The 24,658-nt window shown below is 40.6% G+C and carries 13 protein-coding genes; 8 read left to right on the top strand and 5 right to left on the bottom strand.

Annotated elements, in window-relative coordinates:
- Positions 1 to 155: 155 nt before the first annotated feature.
- Positions 156 to 884 carry a DUF928 domain-containing protein gene (locus AACW45_RS25270; protein WP_190635508.1) on the bottom strand — a complete coding sequence of 243 codons (729 nt, stop codon included), beginning with the start codon at positions 882 to 884 and terminating at the stop codon, positions 156 to 158.
- Positions 885 to 905: 21 nt separating this feature from the next.
- The gene (locus AACW45_RS25265) at positions 906 to 4,058 is read right to left on the bottom strand and encodes a TIR domain-containing protein (protein ID WP_190635506.1); all 3,153 of its coding nucleotides are present in this window, start codon (positions 4,056 to 4,058) and stop codon (positions 906 to 908) included.
- 689 nt (positions 4,059 to 4,747) lie between these two features.
- On the opposite strand from AACW45_RS25265, the gene AACW45_RS25260 reads away from it, so the two are divergent.
- From AACW45_RS25260 to AACW45_RS25230, 7 genes are all read left to right on the top strand, one after another.
- Positions 4,748 to 6,283 (top strand): DEAD/DEAH box helicase family protein, encoded by a 1,536-nt coding sequence (locus AACW45_RS25260; RefSeq protein ID WP_190635504.1) that lies wholly within the window; start codon positions 4,748 to 4,750, stop codon positions 6,281 to 6,283.
- A 102-nt stretch (positions 6,284 to 6,385) separates the two neighbouring features.
- Positions 6,386 to 7,600 (top strand): DUF790 family protein, encoded by a 1,215-nt coding sequence (locus AACW45_RS25255; protein ID WP_096647510.1) that lies wholly within the window; start codon positions 6,386 to 6,388, stop codon positions 7,598 to 7,600.
- A 135-nt stretch (positions 7,601 to 7,735) separates the two neighbouring features.
- A complete protein-coding gene (locus AACW45_RS25250) occupies positions 7,736 to 8,770 on the top strand; it encodes a nitrilase-related carbon-nitrogen hydrolase (protein ID WP_190635501.1) in 1,035 nt (344 codons plus the stop codon).
- Positions 8,771 to 8,874: 104 nt separating this feature from the next.
- Complete coding sequence (locus AACW45_RS25245; RefSeq protein WP_190635520.1) at positions 8,875 to 10,290, top strand: aldehyde dehydrogenase family protein; 1,416 nt, start codon at positions 8,875 to 8,877, stop codon at positions 10,288 to 10,290.
- An 81-nt stretch (positions 10,291 to 10,371) separates the two neighbouring features.
- Positions 10,372 to 10,818, top strand: coding sequence for a DUF3598 family protein (locus tag AACW45_RS25240; protein WP_190635499.1), 447 nt, complete (start codon positions 10,372 to 10,374; stop codon positions 10,816 to 10,818).
- 139 nt (positions 10,819 to 10,957) lie between these two features.
- A complete protein-coding gene (locus tag AACW45_RS25235) occupies positions 10,958 to 12,277 on the top strand; it encodes a hypothetical protein (RefSeq protein ID WP_190635497.1) in 1,320 nt (439 codons plus the stop codon).
- Between the two features lie 179 nt (positions 12,278 to 12,456).
- Positions 12,457 to 13,005 carry a PEP-CTERM sorting domain-containing protein gene (locus AACW45_RS25230; protein WP_190635495.1) on the top strand — a complete coding sequence of 183 codons (549 nt, stop codon included), beginning with the start codon at positions 12,457 to 12,459 and terminating at the stop codon, positions 13,003 to 13,005.
- 169 nt (positions 13,006 to 13,174) lie between these two features.
- On the opposite strand, the gene AACW45_RS25225 is transcribed toward AACW45_RS25230, so the two are convergent.
- The 3 genes from AACW45_RS25225 to AACW45_RS25215 form a co-directional block, all read right to left on the bottom strand.
- On the bottom strand, positions 13,175 to 15,334 hold the full coding sequence (locus tag AACW45_RS25225) for a PhoX family protein (RefSeq protein WP_190635493.1): 2,160 nt from the start codon (positions 15,332 to 15,334) through the stop codon (positions 13,175 to 13,177).
- A gap of 286 nt (positions 15,335 to 15,620) precedes the next feature.
- A complete protein-coding gene (locus AACW45_RS25220) occupies positions 15,621 to 17,747 on the bottom strand; it encodes a DUF4114 domain-containing protein (protein WP_190635491.1) in 2,127 nt (708 codons plus the stop codon).
- A 966-nt stretch (positions 17,748 to 18,713) separates the two neighbouring features.
- Positions 18,714 to 23,399, bottom strand: coding sequence for an esterase-like activity of phytase family protein (locus AACW45_RS25215; RefSeq protein WP_190635489.1), 4,686 nt, complete (start codon positions 23,397 to 23,399; stop codon positions 18,714 to 18,716).
- Between the two features lie 822 nt (positions 23,400 to 24,221).
- Here AACW45_RS25215 and AACW45_RS25210 point away from each other — a divergent pair.
- Positions 24,222 to 24,656 (top strand): hypothetical protein, encoded by a 435-nt coding sequence (locus AACW45_RS25210; RefSeq protein ID WP_242045643.1) that lies wholly within the window; start codon positions 24,222 to 24,224, stop codon positions 24,654 to 24,656.
- Positions 24,657 to 24,658: the final 2 nt, after the last annotated feature.

Raw genomic sequence — 24,658 nt, 5'->3', positions numbered from 1 at the left:
AGAAGGGGAATTAAATCTCTTGCTCCCCTCTCCCTGAGGGAGAGGGGCTGGGGGTGAGGGCAAAACCTTTGCACAAAGCGGGTTTGGTGTTAAGTTGACACGTAGGGGCAATGCCTTGCCCCTACAATTTATGGCACGATTTAATCAAATTGGTCTTAAGGTTTGAGTTCAGATATCGGTTCGGAAGCAGCCTTTTCCAGTTGATATTGCGAGAGCATTTTCACCCATTCTTGTTGATAAATATTGCGATACTCTGCAAGTTCGCTCATGGCTTCAGCCCAAATGTTATTTTCGGCATAAAGACGGTATTTATCTTGAGGTTTTGTTTGCTTCAGACGCTCTACTAAGGTGGAATTAGGTTCAACTCGTTTAATCCAACCATCAACAAAGATGTTGCTTGATGAACCTTGGTCATCTACACAAGCGATGTTGAAATACCAGTGATAGCGTTTACCAACAACGAGTGGTTTTTCGGTAGAGGGTAGAGAAAGTTTCGCAATACCTTTTTTCTCAGGTAAAGATAGTTTCAATGGTTGTGACAAAACAGAATTTTTCTCTTCATCCAAAAGCCTAAATGTTGCTGGTACAGAGTCAGGAGACTTAGCAAAGGGTAGATAAAACCAAAAGTCAGGATGCTCTTTAGTAGTCAATATCTCATTATTGTCAGGCACTAACGCCATGAGGTTATCGTTCTCGAGTTCGGAGCATTGCGAACGATTCCCTCCACCATTCTTTCGTCCGGTAGGACTGGCCTCGCTGTTGATATCAGCCCTAGCTACTGTTGGTGAGACAGATATAACAGACAGCAAGCTACCCGAAAATACAGTTGTGATGGTGCAGATAGTAATTAGCTGTCGCCATAACTTAGATTTAAGCTCGATCATTTCAATTAACTCCTGAATAATTTAAACTTTGCGTAATTGGTAAGTTAAATAAACAACTCCAGCCCCTGTAGCAATTAATGCGATCGCAGGCTGGATGATAGGCACCCAAGCGCTTTGAAAAACTAGAATGAGATAGCCAGCAGTGTAGAGACAGCCAAGAGAGGCGATCGCACCGACGACTAAATACAGTGTTTTTGGCGATCGCCAACAAACGATCCCGCCGACTAAAGACCAGCCAAATATCCACAACATTTCATATTCAACAGACCACCACCAAATCAAGGGTCGATTGTCTAAAACGGCACTGAGTATTTGACTGATCGCTTGCCCGTGTAAGGTGATACCGGGCATATCTCCCTGTGGTGTATTCCAGTAGTCTGATTGTCTAGCGCCTCTGTCAGTAATTCCAATCAGTACAATCCGATTTCTAATTTGCTCGGCAGGAACCTTATTGTTAATCACATCTAAAATACTGACTCTAGGGGCAAATTTATTGGGATCGCCCTTATGGGTACGGTATTTGAGCATCGTTTGATACCCCGCCAGCCGCGCGTCCGCTATTTGGTAGCCACCACCATTTCCCACCAGACGGGGAATCTGGGTTTTGCCAAACTGCATATTCCGCACATATCTTTTAGTCTTTAAATCTAAGGGAGAGAGATATTGCTGATTCTCGGCCTCTAAATAGCGACGAGCAATTACTAAATTGAAGGATTCCCTTGAGTTGCAATAGTCGGGGTCTGGTTTTTGCATCAAAAGACTGCGCCGCACATACCGACCACCATTGATATCTTCATCAACTAAGTCATTAAACCCTACTTGTTCTAATGGTAATTCTGGCGGTTGCTTATAGCCGGGAATTAAGACATCCCGCTCATTGTCATGATAACTATGTTTACAGATGGCAATCAGATTTTGAGTTTGCCTGAGACGCTGGGCTAAACTACCTTTGGCAGGAAAATTGCGGATAAAGTCTAAGCCAATGACTCTGGGTTTCGCCTCTGAGAGGGTTTTGAATAAATCATCTAAGGCTGGATCGGCAATTGAGCCTTGTCCGCCCTGATACTTGGGTATTTCGTTCAATTTGTCAATACTTTCTGGATCGACATCTACCATCAAAAATCGCTGATCTTGAGTTTCATCAGGACGCGATCGCATCAGCTGATCGTATGCTGCTAATTCTAATGGTTCGGTGACGGCATAATGTCGCCCGATAAACATCAACATTGTCACAGCTAAACTAGTCAGTAATACGGTGCGAGCCTTGATTTTGCGATGGGGTAGGGCGCGACTAGCATCAAGGTATTCTAACTGTAGAGGGGTGGGGTGTGGCTCTTTGGTTTGGGATTCGTTTAACCAGGTAACAGATGCAGCCAAATCCTTACCCCGCAACAAGAAAGCGTCATCTCGTCCGTGTTGTTCCCATTCTTTGGCTTTGAGCAATAAACGAGTGTGCGATCGCAGGTATTCTGGATCTGTATCTAGGGTTCTGGTGAGTTCGCCAAAGTTGGTGAGAAAGTCGCCTCCATGCTTACGGAAATCAATCCACTGGACTTTTGCTAACCCTGGATGAAGTTTACTCGGTTCAACTTCGCGACATAAGACGGTAACAATCCGCTTATTCAGTTGCATTGCATATTCCACTTCATCCGCACAGTAAGGCGAATTGATCGAATTAGGAGAAATAATAAATAAGAAGTTGTTAGAAGTTTCAATTCCTCGGTAAATTTCCTGCTGAAAGTCACTTCCCGAAGCTATACTTTCTTGATCAAACCAAGTCGTCTTATTTTGAATTTGTAATGTATCGTTCAGCTTCCGGGTAAATTCCGAATCAGCACGGGAGTAGGAAATAAATACGTCAATGGCTGCATTTGGCGGTTGCTTCAGGCTTTCCGCGATAAATTCTGCTTGTAAAGGTATCGGTAAATGCTGTGTTCTTTGTTTTGCTACCTTTAACCACGCTTCCGCATTACGGAGATTGTAGCCGCGTAATAAAATACTGGGATTGTGCTTTTGGCGTTCCCACTTTAACGCCTTAGCGAGTAAAATTTTATGCTGCTCGTAGTACAGTGCATCTTGACGCAGCACATTAATTAACTTCGCCGCATCAGCACGATATTCGTCTTCTTCTTGATGATCTGCAAAGTTGATAAATTGCAAATTACGTAATTCTGGCGGAACTTTTTCTAAGTCTAATTCTTCTACCAGAATCGGAATAATTCGCTTGTTGAGAGACAAAGCATGAGATATTTCTTGCTGACAATATTCTGATTGTAAAGATGCTAGCGACATCAAATAAACAAAATTATCTGCTTCTTCAATCCCTCGGTAAATTGCTTCTACAAAATCCGCTCCCGTTTTAATATCTGTTTTGTTTGTCCAAACAGTAAAAGCTTCCCTTCTTAAAGTTGCGGCAATTTTCTCCATAAAATCCCTTTCTTTTTCCGAATAAGAAAGGAACACCTGAGTCATCAGGTTATTGGCATTCTTGATACTTTCACAAATAAAATCACAGTGTATATTTGTGGGTTCACATGGTGGTTGCTCGTCTTTAAATTTGATTTTTAACCAGTTTTCCGCCTCTACCCGTTTTTCGCCAATTAATAAATAAGATGACTGTTTTTGATTGCGGTTCCACTCTAGTGCTTTATCTAATAAATATGTATGATCCTGTACATATTTTTGATGACGAGCGAATATTTCTAATAATCCGGCAAAAGATTTTTCAAAGTCATCTATACCTTCGCGGAAATATACCCAATTAATTTTACCGATTGCCGGATGCATGTTAGGATAACTAGAGTGTAATCCTTTCGCTTTATAGGGTTCCCACTCACTTGCAGGTCGTTGGGGATTACGTTTTTGCCAAGTTTCTTGAGTAATTTCCTCGACGTGCAACACCGGAATAATGCGTTTATTGCAGCGAATTGCTAATTCAATTTCTTTGCGACAATAAGGTGAGTTAATCGAATGGGGTGCAATAATAAACAGAAAATTGTCTGACTTTTCAATGCCGTCATCAATTTGATTTTGAAAGTCAACACCCAAAGGAATATCGTTTTGATCAAACCAAATCTTCAGTCCTTGTTCTATCAACCGACTATGGAGATAAGTAGCAAATGCTTTACTATCTGCTCTACCATATGAAATAAATGCATCCTGAAAACTAGTCATATTCCCTGTGTAGTTGTTAATTTAACTTAAAAACTCAGCTTCAATAAAGAAAAATAAACAACATCTATATATAACAAATGGTAAATGTCATATTTTTAAGATAAAAATCTTAATATTTTATAAATAAATAAACACCATACTAATATCTCAGAAGCAATTCCTCAGATTCAGTATTTGTAGTTGTATTGCCAAATTTCATTTCCAGCCATTCCAGATAGAAAAGCAGGCTTTTGACAACTGACATAATATTTAGTTTTTGCTGCAGCGATCTGCTTTACCCTAATAACCTAATGGCAAAAAAACTACAGTTTTCAAAGTAGATGCAGTTGATGTTGAGAACCCTAGCCCCAGTGATTAATTCCGGAAACAGTGAAATTTAGATGTTTTTGCCGCAAATCCTAGCCTAAGAACTTATTTAAACACATTTAGTCAGTATATTTTGGGATAGTATAAAATACTTAATTTAATTTTTACAATTCTACCGATGTATGTAAATTTACCATAAAGTAGCATTGCTATTGTTAAATTTTCATAAAGGTATAAAATATTTTTCAGTATATCTGTGCCAAACTAGTAGATTTTGTAATTAGAAGTTCCTTGCACTTGAGCAGATTTCACAAGGTCATATCCAACTAAGTACATTTTGCGTTATTAGTAGATAAATGTGAAACCTTGGGATAAGGCGCTAAATGGCTCGCACCCCTACATTGACTTTCGATCGCGGTACACTCATACTACATCCCCCACCAAAAGGTAAAGCCTGGATGGACTATGCTACCTGGGATGATAGAGTGGAAAAATTTCGCGTACCTGCAATTCAGTATCGTTCTTTAGTAGAAGCACTGCAAGCACAAGAGGCTTACTTTATCGATGAAGCTAAGGAATTTTACCCTTTAGATTTAGTCGCCACGATGGAAATGGAACCTTACCCCCATCAAAGTGAAGCCTTAGCAGCGTGGAAACTCGCGGGGAGACAAGGGGTGGTGGTACTTCCTACCGCAGCAGGTAAGACTTATTTAGCGCAAATGGCAATGCAAGCCACACCCCGCAGTACGCTGATTGTAGTCCCAACCTTGGATTTAATGCATCAATGGTATGCCCATCTAGTTGCGGCGTTTCCTGATGCGGAGGTAGGTTTATTGGGGGGTGGTTCCAAAGATAAGACACCAATTTTAATTGCAACCTACGATAGTGCAGCAATTCACGCCGAAGCCTTGGGAAATCGCTATGGATTGCTAATTTTCGATGAATGTCACCATTTACCGACAGATTTTAACCGAGTAATTGCCGAATATGCGATCGCACCCTATCGCTTAGGACTCTCCGCTACTCCAGAACGCACCGATGGCAAACATGCTGACTTAAATATCCTCATTGGTAGAGAAGTATATCGCAAACGCGCTGAAGATTTAGCGGGTAAGGCGTTAGCCGAGCATGAAATCGTTCAAATTAAAGTGAAATTATCCCAACACGAGCGCGAAAAATACAACGAGTTAATTCAAACCCGTAATGATTTTTTACGCGATTCGCGGATTTCCTTGGGGAGTATTCAAGGTTGGCAAATGTTTGTGCAAATGAGCGCGCGATCGCAAGCTGGGCGTAGAGCTATGTTAGCACATCGCGAAGCCAAAGAAATCGCTTTAGGAACTGATGGAAAGTTGCGGATTTTAGCGAATTTATTAGCGAAGCATTATCCTGAGAGAATCATTATTTTTACGGCTGATAATGCTACGGTTTACCGCATTTCTCAAGAGTTGTTAATTCCGGCGATTACCCATCAAACACCGGTGAAGGAACGTCATGAGATTTTAACTAAATTTCGCGAGGGTGAATATAACACTTTGATAGCTTCTCATGTGTTAAATGAAGGGGTTGATGTTCCTGCAGCTTCGATTGCCATTATTTTATCGGGTACTGGTTCGACAAGAGAATATATTCAACGTTTGGGGAGAGTTTTACGTAAGGGAAATGTGGAGGATAAGCAGGCGATATTATATGAAGTAGTGGCTGAAGATACGAGTGAAGAAAGAACTTCGGCGCGACGGAGAGGGGTGGATAAGAGTAACGAACCGCGAAGACACAAAGAACACGAAGGGAAGAAGGATAAGAGAGGACATTTACAAGTTGTGTATGGAAGTGGAAAGCATAAAAGTGCGAAAGCGGCGGAGCAATTAGAAATCAATTATTCCACAAAGCGCGATGAAGACTCTTCTGATTTAACTTAAGTTACTCAATACAACTTTCCTTTCCTCTCTGCGTCTCTGCGTCTCTGCGTGAGATAAAAAATATTACTTAAATTACGAATTACGAATTACGAATTATTATCTATGCTCCCCTCAGATTTATTAATGCACCGCCACAACGGCGAAGAAATCATCCCCAAACGCTTAAAAATAGATGATAAACATTTAAATCTCGCCACCGAACTCATTAATTATTTTCAATCAGCCGTTGGTAAAACCCAAGGCATACTAGAACGCCAATTAGCAGATTTTGAAGGCGACACCACAGATTACCGTGTGAAACGCGGTTTAGCTTATATTCTCAAAAGCAGCTTTTGCACATTTGAAGTAGTTAGCCCTTTAGAACCACCAATGTTAAGAGAAAGGCTATTTGCGCTATCTGCAAAATCTGTTCCTAGCCGCGAATCAACCCAAGCGACTTTAACTAAAATAGCTGATGAATTAACTCACGAATTAGAACGAGAGATATTACCAGAACAAGTTCATAATGGCTTATACGCCGATTTAAATGAAAATAAAATTTTAACGGTTTTTGATGCACCCAAACCCCAAGATTTATTACATCGCTATAATTTATCCCAAGTGCAGGGAGTATTTTATAAAGCCAGTAAATTAATATTAAATGCTCATCGCAATGTTCCCGGAGAATATAAGCTTTTATTCCGCTATCTCAAGCTGTTTCAATTAATGGCTTATATCGAAGGCGATGCCGATCATGGGTTTACAATTACCATTGACGGGCCGACGAGTTTATTTAATCCTAGTACAAGATACGGATTAGCGATCGCCAAACTAATCCCCGCTTTACTCCACGTGACTCGCTGGAGTCTTGCTTCCACTCTGCAAACCCGCGATACCTACACGAATACCTGGAGAACCGGACGTTTTACCCTCAATTCTGAATGTGGTTTAGTCACTCATTACTCCCCAGGTAAACCCTACGATAGTATGCTCGAAGCATCTTTTGCTGATAAATGGGATGCTTTAAAATCTGAATGGGTATTAGAGAGAGAAGTAGATTTAATTCCTATTCCTGGTAGCGTCATGATTCCCGATTTTCGCCTAGTTCATCCTGATGGGCGCACATTCCTCTTAGAAATTGTCGGTTATTGGCGTCCAGAATATTTACAAAAAAAGTTTTCTCAAGTGCGACGAGCGGGACGAGATGATTTAATTTTAGCAATTTCTGAACGCTTGAATTTAGAAAAAGCCGGCGTTAAATTAAACGATGTCCCAGCTAGAATTATCTGGTTTAAAGATAAGTTATTACCAAAATCGGTATTAGCCGCGATGGAGTAAATATAGGGCATGGGGCATGGGGCATGGGGCATTGGGCATTGGGTGGTATCCTGAAATAGACAAGGAAGACAAATGACTATTGACTATTGACTATTGACTATTGACTATTGACTATTGACTATTGACCAATGACCAATGACCAATAACTTAGATTCCTATCGAGCCTTAGCACTGCAAGTTACCTGTCATGCAGTTAATCAAGCGAGCGATCGCACTGAAGCTCGTGCTTTAATGCAAAATACCATAAACCGCTTATCACAGCAAATCGCTGCCAGTATTGCATTTATTGGTTTTGACTGTAAATTAATTGTCTTACCAGAATATTTCCTCACAGGTTTTCCTCTAGGTGAATCCTTGGCGGTGTGGGGAGATAAAGCCTGTTTAGAAATGCATGGGGCTGAGTATGAAGCCCTCAGTAAAATTGCCCAAAAGCATCGGATATTTTTAGCAGGCAACGCTTACGAATTAGACCCGAATTTCCCTAAATTATACTTTCAAACCTGCTTTATTATTGACCCGTCGGGAAATATCGTCTTGCGATATCGGCGGTTAAATTCTATGTTTGCACCCACACCCCATGATGTGTGGGATAAATATCTCGACTGCTATGGATTAGAAGGGGTTTTTCCTGTAGCTAAAACTGAAATTGGCAATTTAGCAGCGATCGCATCTGAAGAAATTTTATATCCAGAAGTCGCCCGTTGTTTAGCCATGCGCGGCGCAGAGATTTTTCTCCATTCCACCTCGGAAATTTACAGCAAAAATTTAACCCCCAAAGATGCAGCCAAAATTAGCCGGGCTGTAGAAAATATAGCATACGTTGTTTCTGCTAATACCGCAGGTATCGCTAATATCCCCATCCCCATATCCTCAGCAGATGGCGGTTCTAAAATTATCGATCATCGGGGAATAGTTTTAACAGAGACAACTACAGGCGAAAGTATGGCAGCCTTTGCAGAGATAGATTTAGCAGCCTTAAGACGCGATCGCAAAAGACCAGGGTTAAATAATATACTTTCCCGCCAGCGATTTGAACTATACGCCCAAAGTTACCTGCAGTCGCAATTTTACCCACCAAACACTATGCTGAATACAGAAGTAGACCGCAAACACTTTCTGCAAACACAACAAGCCACCATTGAACGCCTAGCCCAATTAGGCATAATTTGATGGTAACTGATTAACTGTTGACTGTTGACCGTTGACTGTTGACTGTTGACTAATCCTCAATGCCCCATGCCCCATACTTCGACTGCGCTCAGTACAAGTGCCCCATGCCCAACTCCATAGATGTTCGCAATCCTCGGACAGGAAAATTTGATTATGTGATTATACCGCCGCCGCCTAAGCTGCTGGCGCAGTTGTGCAATCGACTGCGACGGGCGCAAGTTCGTTGGCAGCAGCTCAGTATTGATGAGAGAATAGAAGTATTACAAGAATGGAAACAAGCGATATTAGCAGAACGCGATCGCTTAACTGAAGCTTTGGTTAATGATACCGGCAGATTGTCAATTTCAGAAATGGAAATTGACTCTTTCATCTCCAGTATAGATCGCTGGTGTCGGTTAGCACCAGACTTGTTACAAGACTCCGCCAAAAACACTAGCATTCCCTTTATTGCCTTACAACAAACAGCCGTTCCCTATCCCCTCGTCGGCGTCATTAGCCCCTGGAATTTTCCTTTATTACTCTCAACAATCGATGCAATTCCCGCATTACTCGCTGGTTGTGCAGTCATTGTTAAACCCAGTGAAATTGCACCTCGTTTTGTCGCCCCATTAATGACAGCATTAAATGCTGTACCCAAATTACGCGATGTTTTTACCTTTATTGAAGGTGCAGGTGAAACCGGAGCCGCTTTAATAGAATATGTAGATTTAGTCTGCTTTACAGGTAGTGTTGCCACAGGGCGAAAAGTTGCCGAAGTTGCCGCCAAAAGATTTATTCCCGTATTTTTAGAATTAGGCGGTAAAGACCCCGCAATCGTATTACAATCAGCTGATTTAGACTTAGCCACCTCAGCAATTTTATGGGGTGCAGTTGTGAATAGCGGACAGTCTTGTCTTTCAATTGAGCGAATTTACGTTGCCGAATCTATATTTAATAAATTTGTTTCTTTATTAGTCAATAAAGCCCAACAGATAAAATTAGCTCATCCCACATTAGAAAGTGGCGAACTCGGCCCCATTATTGCCGAAAAACAAGCAGCAATTATTAGCGATCAGCTTTTAGATGCTGTTGATAAAGGAGCAATGATTCATTGTGGCGGTAAAGTTGAAGAATTAGGCGGTGGTTGGTGGTGTCGTCCCACAGTTTTAACTAAGGTCAATCATACCATGAAAATTATGACCGAAGAAACTTTTGGCCCCATTCTGCCAATCATGCCTTTTTCGCAAATTGAAGAAGCAATCAACTTAGCCAACGACTCAATTTATGGTTTAAGTGCATCTGTATTTGCCGAATCCCAAGAATTAGCCTTAGAAGTTGCCCAACAAATAGAAGCAGGAGGTATTAGTATTAACGATGCAGCTTTGACTGCTATCATGCACGAAGGCGAAAAAAATTCATTCAAATTTTCAGGTTTAGGTGGTTCGCGCATGGGGCCTGCGGCGTTGAAAAGATTTATGCGTAAAAAAGCCTTTTTAATCAAAACCAATTCCGCAAATAACCCCTGGTGGTTTGATGAATGAATGACCATTGTACAGACGCGATTCATCGCGTCTCTCGCGTCTCTCGCGTCTCTCACCATTAACAATATCAAGGAGTTTTCTATGTCTACCATCCGCGAAGGAATGCCCGTACTTGTCCGTCATGAAGGAGAATGGGGAGGTACTTATACAATAGTAGATAACGCCGGAACTATTCTCGATAAATATCAGTCTCACCTAAGTTGTCAATTCCCTGAAAATGGCCCCCATCCCTATTATCAAATCAATCGTTATACCTGGGCTGACGGGAAAAAAGAAGAACATCAATTTCCGGGCATATATCGCGACAAAGCCCTATTTTTTGATACCGAACGCATTACCGGAAAAGCTTGGGAAATCGACGATTCTACAGTCATATTATGGTTTGCTTATAAGAACGCACCAGATATGAATTTGTATGAAATGATTCAAATTAGTCCAGACAATAACTATCGCGCCCGTACTTGGCATTGGTTTAAAAATCATCAAATTTATCAACGTACCCTCATTCAGGAAGAAAGGTTAAAATAGTCATTTGTCAGAGACGCGATGAACCCTTGTCTGTACAATAATCATTGGTCAGAGACGCGATGAACCCTTGTCTGTACAATTTGGCCATTTGTTATTCTTCCTTGTCTTCCTTGTCCCCTTTCCCTTTCCTTCCATCTTCATGAGTAGATTATTCAGTAAAAAATTTCGCCTATCGGCAGGTTTAGCAACCTTATTATGTGTTGGGTTAGGTAGTAATCATTTATATGCTCAGTCAACAAATGAACAGGTAAATCAACAACAGCAACCTGTACAAAATGTTGCTTTAAATCAAAAAGCAGAAACCCTAACTCAACCATTTCTTTCTTTACCCTTCATTCAATCTGTTCAGCTAATCGCCACAAATTTATTAAATTTTGTTAATGATGACCAAGGAATTGAACAGAATTTAATATCAGCCGCTACACCATATAAAGCTATTGATGAATTAAAGAAATTCAAATTTAATGTCAATCCTAGCCAAGTTTTTAATAGTGGAAAGTTACCAAGTACAAAAATTAAATTAAATCAAGCAGATTTACTTACTGTTCTCACAAATACCCGCAAATATTATCAAGACCACGCCAATGCAGACCCCGATGTTTTACGTAAAGGGATACTTGAAAGTCAAGGGGTAACGGTAGACGATGTGATTAAAACCCTAGATTTCATGGTTGCGGTTTTAAAAGAAGATATTGCTAATAATCGCCCTACCCGCTTACAAGACCCTAACTTTATTAATAAAAATTTTAAAGTAATCAAATGGACTGCTTATAATCCCAAAGTTAAAAATCAACGCCAACTGCGAATTACTAAATATGCGGTATTTATTCACAATGGGACGCGGAAGAAAACTGCTAAATATAATATTCCTATTTATAGTTTAAATGATAACTTCACTGCTGATAAATTCTACACCAGATATACCAAGCAGGATGTATTATCGGGAATCTATGAACCAGGTGGTAAAGAATTTGGCAAAGTTGAACCCTTAGCATATTTAACTCGCACCGGACTGGAAGAAGCACTCATGCAAGGCACTATATTAATTAAGTTTCCAGATGGTAAAGAGGGGTATTTTAATGTTGATAGAAGTAATGAAATACCTTATGTCAGGGGTTTAAAAGCAACAGCGCAAAAACGTTATTGGTATTTTAGAGAAGTTAATGCTATTAAAGGTTATGGATATAATATTGATGCCAAAATATCCATCAAACCCGGAGTAACTTTTGCAGGCGATGTCCTCAATATAGGTTTAGGGAAAGTAATTGTCATTGAGCATAATACAGGTGGAAGCAAACAGTTACAAATGGGCGTAATTGCTGATACAGGTGGAGCTTTTTTACCTAATCTCTATCAACTTGATTTTCTAGCGGGTATTTTTCCCAGCCAGAAAGCATTTGTCAACCATATCAGCAAATTACCTGAATATGCGACGGCATATATTTTAGTGAAAAAATAATCTTGATTTTTGAATATCAAAAAAATGGTGGGCATTGCCCACCATTTTTTTATTATAAAAATAATTAGCCTGATAAAATTTAATTACATATTCTGTTTTATTAACTATTTATTTTATACCTCTTAACCTAAGATATTTAATTTAAAGCTGATGGATTAAATCTTAGGAGTATTATTCTGATGAAATCAGCTAAAAACTTAATAGTGGCGACAATTGCAACGGCTATTTCCTTGATAACTATTACTGCTGCTAAACCAACACAAGCTGCAATTATTAATTACAAATTCAAAGTAAATGCGACATCAGGAGATAATCCTGGTAGATATTTCGGTTCTTTTCGCTATGATGACTCAAGTTTAACTAAGGCAGGTCTGGAAACTATCGGAGTTGAAAACGGATTAGCCTTAAATTTTAATTACTTGGGTAAGAATTATACACAAAAAGATGATTTTGATTTTGACGCTTTCCCCATTCTTACCTTTAATAATGGTACGCTTCAGGGATTAAGCTATTTTGTAGCTGATAAGTTTGCGATCGCATCTGAGAATATCAATAACCCAGATGTGGGCGGAAACAGATTTTATTCGCTGAACCAATCTGTAAACGCCACCGAAGTAGGTACAGTCAGCTATCACGTACCCGAACCGCTAACTGTTGGCGGAACCGCGATCGCAACTTTAATGGGATTATGGATGAAACGCAAAAAAGCCACAAAACTTGCAGCTTAATCACAATATAGTAGGGGCGGGGTTTCCCCGCCCACTCATCAAACAGGGAAACCCCGCCCACTCATCAAACAGGGAAACCCCGCCCACTCATCAAACAGGGAAACCCCGCCCACTCATAAACCAGGGAAACCCCGCCCACTCATAGAACGGGGATTTTCGCTAATTTTTGTTACATTCCACCAATCACGCCACCATCATTGCGGGTAATCACCACAGTTGCAGAACGTGGTCTACCGGATGGGCCATAACCTTGACTAGCTGGCCAATCACTAGTTTTGGTGGGGTTCAAAGTATCGCCGCTATCACCTGGGTGCTGAATATTAATAAACATTGCTTTCCCGTCAGGGGTGGTAGTTATACCTGTAACCTCACAATCTGTAGGACTGGTTAAGAAGCGTCTAACCTGTTTAGTGTTGGGGTCAGCACAAGACATTGTATTGCTACCAATATTCACCAAATCACCAGTACCATCACCTGCGTGGTCGGTCTGAATCCATAAGCGACCGAAGTCATCAAACCACAAACCATCTGGTGAACTTAAGTCATCGCCTTTAATATTTCCTTGAAGATTTGATTCTGTCCGAGTTTTATCACCAGCTTCAAAGAAAATATCCCATGTGAAAGTTTTAGCTGTGACGGTGCGTCCATCTTCACGCCAACGAATGATGTGACCATAACGGTTGTCAGGACGGGGGTTAGCATTATCCACAGGGGGACGCGCACTACCTGCGCCTGTTGAGCCATCGGCATTGTTGACGGAAACTGGAGTTGTACCGCGACGGGAATTATTGGTCAATGTGCAGTAAACTTCAATTTCTTTATACCCACCAATGCGAGGGCGTACTGCTGTCCATTCTGGTCTATCCATCATGGTTGCACCGACTCTATCCGCCGCCTCACGAGTCTTAATCAGGACTTCAGCCTGGTTTTTAAAACCATTTTCGGCTGTCAGACCTGGTTGACCATGAACTAAAGGAATCCATTGGCCAGTACCGTTATCGTTAAACTTAGCAACGTATAACACCCCATTGTCAAGTAAATCGCGGTTAGCATTACGATTTCCCGAATTCAAACGCTGGGAACAAACGAACTTATAGATATATTCGTTGCGTTCGTCGTCTCCCATATAAAAAGCCACATTATTTCTGTCATCGACCACAACCTGAGCGCTTTCATGCTTGAATCTACCCAAGGCAGTACGCTTAACTGGTTTGCTTTGTGGATCGTAAGGATCAATTTCTACTACCCAGCCAAATGAATGGGATTCGAGGGGGTTGGTGCGGTTGTTGAAACGTGGATCGGCTTGATGCCATTTATAGCCAGCACCAGAGGCGGAAAGACCGTAACGATTTTGTCCTGCAAGAACCTCTGCGTCTGGGATTCCGGGAGTAGAAACTAACGCCTCTCCATTGTTGCCAAAATAGCCATTCCAATTCTCTTCACAGGTTAAATAAGTACCCCAAGGTGTGTAACCATTAGCGCAGTTGTTAACTGTACCGTAGGCGGTGTAACCGTCGTTAAATCTGCCGGTGTCAACAGAACCATCAGGTCTAATATTAAACTTCTTCGATTTCAACAGTGGATCGCCAGCCGCAGGGCCAGAAATTCGCATTTCGGTGTTAGCAGTGATGCGGCGACCATAGGGTGAATTGGGATTAAATTTCCATTCCTTACCTTGCTTAGAAATTTCTACAACCGATACACCATGCGCCGCCTGAGATTTGCGTACCTTAGCAATGGAAACTGGATCTAGACCGTCACTATGGAGAATTGATTCTTGGGTGTACTCATGGTTGACACACAACAAACCATTATTAATTTGTTGGTTAATAAAGCCGCGTAAGGATCTGGCTTGTGAACTGACTGTACGACCTACAACGTTTCCTGGAGAGAGGGGGAAGTAGTGCATACCATCGGCGTGCATCCCAAACTGTTTTTCCTGTGCAGCTGCATCTTGGGAAGCATTAGCTAGCCAAGTCGGGCCTCCAGAAGCAATAGGATCTCCCCAAGCTACGAGTACTTTAGCTGTATAACCACGAGGAACGCTGACGAGATCCTTTTCTAGCTTGTCACCAACACGCAGATTTGGTGGAATACTCTTGAAGCCAATACCAGCAAATCCTTTACTTTTGCGAATGTTCGAGGCTTCGACGGTTTGGATTAAGCCACCAATAGATATATCACCGACGACGGTTAAGGCGGCTGTGCTGGCGGCTGTTATTAGGAAGCGCCGACGGCTGACACTCATCCGATCGATGACATCACGAATTGATTCGTTAGTGGAAGGGTTGAGGCTGACATTATTTTTTGGGTGAAAGCGTCCTTTCATTACTTATTCTCCATGTTTAAGTTATTGCCGATAAATTGAGCAATTAGTTCAGAAAAACTGCATATATTTAACTCAGTCTTGTTTTTTGTACAGCTAATAACTGTTAATTAATGGCGCGTTAAACTTCATATAATCTGCTTGTCAATGCATAAAACATCATGAATATATATTTATGTGACTAACATTAACGCAAGTTTATTTAATGATTAAAATGAACTATTTATTGAGATTTCAGTGAGGAGTTGGTGGGGATCTAGGAAAGCAGCAAAATAAATAGAACAAAGCACTAAGCTATGCTTAAATTAACTTTGACAATGACATCGTTAAAATCGCCATCACCGCCATTGGCTAAGTCCTCAAATCCAAAGATATTATTTCCTAACAGGCGAATATGGTCATATTTGTCAGAATTAGCGCCTAAGAATGGGAAGTAAACGGTAGGATTATTATTCGGATTATTATCAATTACTGCATCGGGTCTGCCATTAATAATAATGAATGGCACGAATATATAACCAGGCTGAAAAATGCCGTTATAAGTTGCTGTACTTTGATGATTAGCTGTCAAGTTAATTCCAGCGACACGTCCGCGCACTGCTGCTTGAGCGTAACCCGCTTGTCCAGGCATGATATCTGCTGTACCATCGTTATTAATATCAATGCCACCATTTGCATCAATTGCTTGATAAAAGCCAACAAAGTTATCAAAAGCGGCTTCGCGATTAACTATAAATTCAGCTTTGACTTGTTGGGTTACTCCTCGTAAATCAATCAATTCTCCTTGGGTTTGGCTTTGCAGACTTGTCCCTAAAGATAATGGATTATTTGTTGTCTTAATCTTCACTACTAAATCTTGGAAACTATTGCTATTATTACCAGAACTATCTCGCCAATTTAGAGAGAAACCATCAGCACCCAAATCTGTAATCTGTTGGGTTGTAGGACTGGAAAGAAGTACATTATTTATAGAAGATATTCCTGATTTTACAGTGTCAATTGTGCTGTTTTTGACTAAGAAAAATCTCAAGTTTTCACCTGAGTTGAATTCCAGGAAACTTTGAATATTGTTAGTAGTGAAACCGTTGGGAATTTTGGCGATCGCAGAAAAAATTACCCTAGCACGTTCTAATGCAGCTTGCACATACTCCGCAGCACCGGGAGGAATACCGTTGATTGTACCTTGAGCATCATCAACTACATATACTCCCAGTTCATTGACTAGTTGAGAACTATGTCCGGTGAGAGTAATTTGCAATCTGGCGCGATCGCTTTCACCTTTAATCGTGAAAACATCCCCACTCTTCGTCAAGGGAACATCATTATCGGTAATGCTGACATTTACAGGGTTAATCGCTAAATTGTCATAATTACCATCATTGCTAATGGCTGTATGTTCGATAGTATCATTGCGATCGCCCTGTATAATTGCATCATCTACCGCGATTACCGTTACTTCTTGTGTCAGATTCCAGTTTTCTGGGGTAAAGGTGAGACTGTTGACGCTGGTTTTAATTTGCTTTCCGTTTGTAATCGCGATGGTGACATCAGCTTGAGGTTTGCTGTTGAGTACTACAGAATAGCGATCGCCTAAACCACCCTCGCTAACTTTCGTACTACCATCAGTCTGGATGATGGTAATACCTGCATTACTATTATCTGTACCGTCAGTGACATCAGAAAAGTCAAAGTCATCTGGTGTGAGACTATCAGCTTTGACGTTTCTTAAAATTCCTAATTCTTTTAATTCGCCATTGATAACGGCTTTAATCGATGTATCCGGCCCTGGTTGACCATTAACTAAGATTTGCTCTATTTTTAAATCCTGGAATCTCTTAACTTCTGGGATACCGGCAACGATGACTTTATCTTGGCTTTTAGTAAAATCGAATACTTCTACAGGTACATCGGGAACCCCAGCACTAGTTAAATAAAAGCTGTCTAAATCAGTACCGCCTGTAAACTGGCTACCGTTTATACCTGCAAATAAAGAATCATCACCAGCACCACCAAATAAGCGATCGCTATTTATTCCCCCAATTAGCAGATCATCCCCTTCCCCACCCTCTAAGGTGTTGTTACCTGTGGAGTTGGATGCATTGAGGAAATCATTACCAGCGCCGCCATTGAGTAGGTTATGGCTACCCTCGATTACAAAAAGGCGATCGCTATCTTCTTCACCAAAGAGGGTATTAAAACCTAAATCGCCAACAGCAAATAAATTATCTTTGCCAATTCCACCTCTTAAGGTATCGTAATTGTTAGCAAAAAGTTGGTCATTACCAGAACCACCATCAAGTAAATTATTTCCTTGACCGTTAGAACTATCTATAATATCGTCACCCTCAAAACCAAATATTTGCTCGTTTGTTGTGGCGGATAACTCGTCTTGATTAGCAGTACCGTTAATAATCATGATGATGTGGAAATCTCAGTTGATTCAGAATTGAGGATTTAATTTAATTAATAATTACAAAATCTCTAGTGCCCAGAATTAAGGCACTAATTTTAGTACCTTGTTCTTGAGTAAAACACTTAATTTTAGGTAAGTAATTACAGAAAATCTCGAAGATGTATTAATAATTTCATTCACATAGTGATTGTAGAATATTTGATTTTGGGACTTTATGAATTTTTCAATAAGAAAATATCATTTCAAAATTTATAACCGGATTAATACTATCTATTATGTAATCATTTAAAAATTAATTATTTCCAGGTTATGAAAATATTAAGTCTGGGTAATTATATTTAAATTTTGACACAATATATTAGCTGCTGTTGTTTCTAATATCCTCCCAAGAAATGATTGATGCTAAGTACGCAAAGTAGGGATAAGGCATTGCCCATTGATGTCAACTTAACGTGAAACCCTTATCCTACCTCGCTCCCATGCTCTGCGTGGGAGCGTAGATTTATGAGGCTCTGCCTCAATTTATCAGCTTTCGAGGCGGAGCCTCGCAATATGCATTTCCAGCCTCCGGCTGGAAACGAGATAGAGAAAAGTTTTGAGCTTAAGTTGACACAGGTGGGCATTGCCTTGCCCCTACAATCTGCTATATAACTTGTGATTATTAATATGAATATTAAGAGCTAGTTAATAAAAGATAAAATTTAAATTTCCAAGTTTTATTTATCAAAAAATATATAGGATTCATATTTAATTTTTGAAATATACAGCGAAACCCGGATATGGTGGGCATTGCTACAAATACTAAATCAAATCGGATTTCTCTAGAAATAACAACTGACAACTGACTACTGACAACTAACACGCGGAGCGCCAATAAAAAAGTGAGGGATAGTTACTCCCTCACATAAGACAATTAGTACAGCCTAAACAAATTCTAACTAATTTTGTTGATGAAATTTCAGCAAAATTCTATGCAAAAACAAAATTATTATCAGTTAGGCTGCTAGCGATAATTCCTAATAATGAAACTACCTCTGTATTGCCAATTTTCACTAAGGTATCGCTACCTTGTTGTAAGAGGGTCAAGTCACTAAATTTAGTAACTCCAACACCACCTAATCCCATGACATCAACTCCTGATGTAAAGTCGGTCACGATATTTTTGCTAGTAGGAAGACTAGCATTAGCAATCCAGAATTGATCGGTACCAGCGCTACCAGTTAGGCGGTTACTACCTCCAAAACCAGCAAATAATACATCATCACCATCGCCACCCACTAAGATGTCATTGGTGTTAGAGAAGAGTTTGTCATCGCCGGAACCACCGTAAAGTCGGTTGTTGCTACCGTTGCTGGTGATGGTATCGTTACCGGAACCACCAAACAAGAATTGACGCGAACCTTCAACTACTTGCAAAGTATCAGAACCTGCGCCACCAAATAAGTTATTGCTACCACTAGCTTCAACTACTGTGATTTCATCGTTACCTGCGCCAGCATCAGCATTGGTATTGCTAACAGAATTATTAGCACCAATTACTATTTGATCGCTACCCTCACTAGTAGAAACAGCAGAGTCACTACCCGCTAATACAGTGTCATCACCATTACCAGTTTGAACTGTATTACCTTTATTAGCATCAACAAAATCTGCGCCATCGCCTGTAAATACAGTTTGGTTTGGTTGAGTGGTAATATCATCACTAGCAGTAGAACCAAAATTGATATCTAATGCTGAGGGTTGACCGACACCAGACGCAAGATTAAGGGGTTTCTCTAACTTCAGCAGCAGAATTTCGTTGTTGTCGATTTGGGGATTTTGCGGATCGTTTCCTGGACGACCGGTGGAGAAAGGATAGTTGTTGTCGTTAGCTACCAAAATGGTATCTTTGTCAATCACTAAGACATTTTCAATGGTGACAAAGGGGAAATCAAAAGTTGTCTTACCATCACCATTTAAGTCATTGGGGTCTTGGATATTCAACAAATCGGCAATTTCTATCTTTTCTACATAGCCATCAGCATCAGTCTTTGACAAGTCTACTTTATAAATGCGCTTGAATTTAGCTGTGGCTCCTTGACCGCCGTCTCTTTCAACAACCAGGTATTCATTGTCATTAACAACGGTGAAATCGCCGATCGCATTTGCGGGATTATCTAGTTTGTAGTACAGTTTTTTGTCAGTGTATTCACGGTTAGCAATGTCAAATTCATTAATCCGTAAATCACCAGGGCGATCGCCATTAACTGTACCTTCCAACAGCATATACAGCTTGGTTTTGCTGGCGTTGATTGTTCCGCCTTCAAAGCCTTTCGAGCCGCCTAAGTTAGCAAAAGCTTTACCAGCCAGCACATCAGGGTTTTGGGGAGAACGTACCAAATTATTCTCAGGATTGCTCAGGAAATCTCTGACTTTATCTCCTGTAATCGGGAAGTCTGTAAAGAATGCATCAACACCAAGTTGAATGAACTGTTGAAACTCTAATTCTGGATTACCTTTGTAATCGGCTGCGAGGTATAAATCTTCATCGCGGAAGGTGTACGGGTGAACCTGCAAACCTGCTGCATGAGCATCTTGGATTAAGGTTGTAGGTGGTAAAGTTGTTCTGTCAGCATCATTAACTGTACCATCTTTATTGACATCATCTGCTTTACCATCATTATCAGCATCAGTTCCTTTGACACTGACAATCATCCGCTTCCAAGGGCCGATACCATCAGCATATTTAGCAATTTCCGCCAAACCTTCTGGGGTGCGTAAATCGCCATAGGTGCGTTCGTCACCACTAACTTGGAAATCGTATGGCTGATTTTCAATCAGTTTACCGTTAATGTCAATGCCATCAGCATCAAAAAGTTGTACCAGTGGGATATCTACACCAGCAGCAGGCATGATTTTATCATGCAATTCTTTGAGATTGCCGACTTCAAAAGATTGGATGAAAATGCGACTAGGATCGGTGAAGTTTTCAGCTTTGAGGGTATCGATGAGTATCTGACCCAAACTGCGGTTAATCTTGGTGTCAGTCCCTACATAAGTAGCTTCGCTAGCAGTATAGGTGGGATGCTTGGTTTCTGGGTAGATACCAATCTTTTTACCTGTCTGCGCTTCCACATCCTTAACTAAATCAATGATTTCCGTTAAAGTCGGAATTTCAAATTGACCATTGTAGGATTGATCGCGGAAAGATAAACGTTCAATGGCGCGTAGTTCTTTGATTTCCGCTAAGGTGAAATCTTCAGCAAACCAACCTGTAACTGTGGTTCCGTCCAAATTGACTGTTTTTTTGCGATCGCTAAATTTGGCAATCTCAGCTACATTTGTAGTTGTATTGCTAGTATTTAAAGTGCCATCAGCATTTAAAATCGCTAATGCAGGTTCATGACGCGCAATCAATACACCATCTTTGGTGACTACCAAATCAGGCTCAATAAAATCTGCACCTTGCTCAATTGCTAGTTTATAAGCTTCGATGGTATGCTCTGGACGAAAGCCGCTTGCACCTCTATGACCAAGAACTTTTGGTGCTTTCCCATCTAAAGTCTTGAATTCGTCTGGTGTGGCGATGGGGGCTTCTAATAATTTACCAGTGCGATCGAAATGTAAGAGGTAGGGGCCAAACTCTTCCCCAATCCAGAAGCTACCGTCTTTATCAACAATTAACGATTCAACATCAAAGTCTGCGCCAGTGAGGAATCTTTCGCTAGTTCCTTCGTTAGTAATTTTGAAAGGAACCTTTTTATCTGGGTCAGATAGTTGAATATAGTCTAAAACTTTAACAGTACCGTCGCCGTTTTCTGTTCCCTTGAAATTGGGATCTAAACGTTGGATACGCAGCAGAAAATCAGCACTATTATTTTTGCTACCGTAACCATTATCTGAGAGGAAGTAGAAAGAATTACTGTTAGCAAATTGGACACCACTGAAACCTTGTATAGGTTGTCCGGGGAAAGGCCCGGTTCTACCATTGGCGGAAATCCCGTTACCAGATGCAGGCCCTTCACCATACGTATCAGCCGGAAGAGAAGCAAAACCGACTAACTCAACTTTAGGTACAGCATTCGGCGCAATCAGGAAACCGAGTTGACCGCCTTCTACTAAGTTATCTGTGCGTTCAACAGTCCCATCACCATCGGTATCAATACCAGGAACAGTAATAATTGAGCCATCCCGAATGCTGTGTGCTTGGACATTAAACAGTAGCAGTTCGCCGGGATCGTAGTCAAACAGATGGGAAACATCAAGGACACCAGAAGATTCCCAGTTACCAATATCTGTAGGGCTAGAGTCAGTTTGACCGGAGGGTACAGCCGTGCGATCGATTTGCGCTATGCGGGTTGCTGTGGTTTCTGGGTTAGTAGCACTGGGATCGATGCGCCAGATAGAAGCTTCTTCTTTAGAGGTAGCACCAAATAAGTCAGCACCGATGGCGCGGTCTTCTTGGATGTAGATTTTACCATCATCAGCCCAATCTAAGTTATCAGGACTGCGTAACCCGAAATCTTTGTTACCCTCGTCATTACCATCGTAGAGAATGTTGAGGCTAGCTGTGATTTGATTACTACCGAAATCAACATCAATTTTGTAAGTTGTACCCCAGGTATCAGCATTATCAAACAAACCGGTGCGACCAGTAGAAGCTAATACAGCTTGTGTACCATCTGCTGGGTTGGTGGCGACATCTTCAGGACGAGAGAACAAGAAAGCTTTAACTTCGTTAGCTAAAGCATCTTGTTGGGCTTGGGTAGCAAAACCTTGGGCATCATAACCCAATTCATTTTGAATGCTAGTATCAGCATCTGTACCATCTACAGCTGTACCGGCTAAGTCAGGGCGATAGTGCTGAATCTCGACAAACTTACCAGCGCGACTGTTACCACTACCTTGGAAATCTCTAGGATCTAGTTCAATAGAATCAGAGTTATCTGTGGGATCGTCAGCTACCCAAACGTAAAGCTTTCCTTGCGCCAAGCCATTGCGATCGAGGAAACTACCGTCACCCTTAGCGTTTTTGTCACCAACATATAAAATTAAAGGAGCTGGGCCGCGATCGTCACCGATTAATAAAGCTACTTTATCACTGCTACCTGTGTTAATCTCAGTCACACTTTCCCAAGCAGCACGACCCATCCAAGGTACAGCCCAGAGTTGATTAGTGGTAGTATCTAGGGCAAACTGTGTACCGCCATCGGTTTCTTCGCCTGTAAAATAAATGCGATCGCTAAATCCAATCCCCGCGCCAAAGTGGTTAGCTTCCATCAAATTTGCCGAACAAAAACGATTAAGTCCAGCAAATTCTAAGTCAGAAGCCGCATCGACAACTTCACCAGCGCGGTTGTAAATTGTGTCAAAAGCTAAACCAGAATCAACTATTTTTAAAGTACGCTTATCAATATCAAAATAGCTAATTCTCGCACCAGGAAGAGAAGCCCCACTTTTGAGGGTGTAATTATAGCCGACATTGTTAGCTATTTCGTGGTTAACTAACACTCTCACAGTGGTGTCATTGAGTTTAAAAGCACCTGTACCATCGAGAATTCCCGGTGGCGCATAATCATCTATTTTCTCACCAACAGTAAATATAGGGTTAACAGTATAACCGCCTAAACCCTTTACCTGTGCAGGCTGATTTGTATCGAATGGTGTATTAGCCATGCCAAAATTCCCTCAATTGTGATTAGCAATATTTGTTAAGCAAACAGTTTTCTAGCAGTAGTCAAAAAAGCCAACTAATTTTTGTCTACAGCAATATAACTGAGTAGTTGGATACAACTTTTACTAGTTAGTTCAGTTAGCTGAGAATTACTTGATAAATCATGAAAACCTTTCTCAATCTAGAAACCAGAGTTAAGGTGCGATCGCGCATTTGAACATAATTTACACATTGCTGTTAGGTTTAATGCCAATTTTGAGTTTTTGAAGAATACATTAAACAAACTGCAACGCTCCCTGATGATCTAAGTGATTGTAACGATATTAATAGTTAGTTTCTAGAACAGAAGGCTGAAACTTCAAATTCAAATTTATCTACATAACAATCCTCTAAGATTTGTAAAAAAACTTATTAGTCGATTAAAATTTTTTAACCTACATCATTATGAGTTTTTTACTAATTTTTTTAGGGATGTTATACAAGTAGAGACTAACTAAACTAATACCAGTAATATTTCCCCGGCAAGATTAAGAAAAAAATAAGTTAGCTCAAACAAATAGTTAAAATATACACAACTACAATAGTCTGAATAGATTTTTTCATTAGGTTAAGTCAAAAATAAGGTAAATGGCATAAAAGCTTAAGTCTTTTTAGGGAATACCTCTATTGCGCATTAATAAATACTTTGCTACTAGTAAATATGCGATGGTATTTGATTGCTACATATTTATCCATAGCAGGACAAACACTGTTAAAGTATTGACAAAATAGATAATCTAAATATTTAGATGAAAAGAATGAAATTTACTAAGGCTTTCTTAATAATGACAAATGCTACATTCTTACTTTCAGTATTTTCTCAAACAGTAGCATCTCAAATGACAGACTATCTTTTACCAGAAGACTTTAGAGTATATGTCAGCGCGGAAGGCGGCGTTATCAACCGACCAGCACCAGGATATAGAGAGAAAATTTTGCCCACCATTAACAAATATATGAAGCGAGATGGTGGTTATATTGCTTGCTATTCTCGCAATCAAGCCGGCAGTATTTATTCTGTTGGTGACGGAATCTATGTCATGGGTCAAATCCGCGTCAAAGGGCGATACATTGGGCGCATATTTCACCCCCAGGGTTATGAAGGTAAAGATATTAGCGGGGCTAAAAAATTCAAAACCCTTTGTAATCAAACATTTCCGGCTGCACGTTCTGGTGGTTGGGCTGGTGGTGATACTGGCGGTTGGTTTGGAATTCAGTAAAA

Origin of the sequence: Calothrix sp. FACHB-168 (genome assembly GCF_963889195.1) — a bacterium.
GTDB classification, from domain to species: domain Bacteria; phylum Cyanobacteriota; class Cyanobacteriia; order Cyanobacteriales; family Nostocaceae; genus Aulosira; species Aulosira anomala_A.
The sequence above is the reverse complement of the archived record's forward strand: the minus strand, read 5'-3'. Positions and strand labels throughout refer to the sequence as shown.

Excerpts from the sequence above, each read along its gene's own strand:
- AACW45_RS25270 (WP_190635508.1), bottom strand. The coding sequence starts at position 884 with ATGATCGAGCTTAAATCTAAGTTATGGCGACAGCTAATTACTATCTGC.
- AACW45_RS25265 (WP_190635506.1), bottom strand. The coding sequence starts at position 4,058 with ATGACTAGTTTTCAGGATGCATTTATTTCATATGGTAGAGCAGATAGT.
- AACW45_RS25260 (WP_190635504.1), top strand. The coding sequence starts at position 4,748 with ATGGCTCGCACCCCTACATTGACTTTCGATCGCGGTACACTCATACTA.
- AACW45_RS25255 (WP_096647510.1), top strand. The coding sequence starts at position 6,386 with ATGCTCCCCTCAGATTTATTAATGCACCGCCACAACGGCGAAGAAATC.
- AACW45_RS25250 (WP_190635501.1), top strand. The coding sequence starts at position 7,736 with ATGACCAATAACTTAGATTCCTATCGAGCCTTAGCACTGCAAGTTACC.
- AACW45_RS25245 (WP_190635520.1), top strand. The coding sequence starts at position 8,875 with ATGCCCAACTCCATAGATGTTCGCAATCCTCGGACAGGAAAATTTGAT.
- AACW45_RS25240 (WP_190635499.1), top strand. The coding sequence starts at position 10,372 with ATGTCTACCATCCGCGAAGGAATGCCCGTACTTGTCCGTCATGAAGGA.
- AACW45_RS25235 (WP_190635497.1), top strand. The coding sequence starts at position 10,958 with ATGAGTAGATTATTCAGTAAAAAATTTCGCCTATCGGCAGGTTTAGCA.
- AACW45_RS25230 (WP_190635495.1), top strand. The coding sequence starts at position 12,457 with ATGAAATCAGCTAAAAACTTAATAGTGGCGACAATTGCAACGGCTATT.
- AACW45_RS25225 (WP_190635493.1), bottom strand. The coding sequence starts at position 15,334 with ATGAAAGGACGCTTTCACCCAAAAAATAATGTCAGCCTCAACCCTTCC.
- AACW45_RS25220 (WP_190635491.1), bottom strand. The coding sequence starts at position 17,747 with ATGATTATTAACGGTACTGCTAATCAAGACGAGTTATCCGCCACAACA.
- AACW45_RS25215 (WP_190635489.1), bottom strand. The coding sequence starts at position 23,399 with ATGGCTAATACACCATTCGATACAAATCAGCCTGCACAGGTAAAGGGT.
- AACW45_RS25210 (WP_242045643.1), top strand. The coding sequence starts at position 24,222 with ATGACAAATGCTACATTCTTACTTTCAGTATTTTCTCAAACAGTAGCA.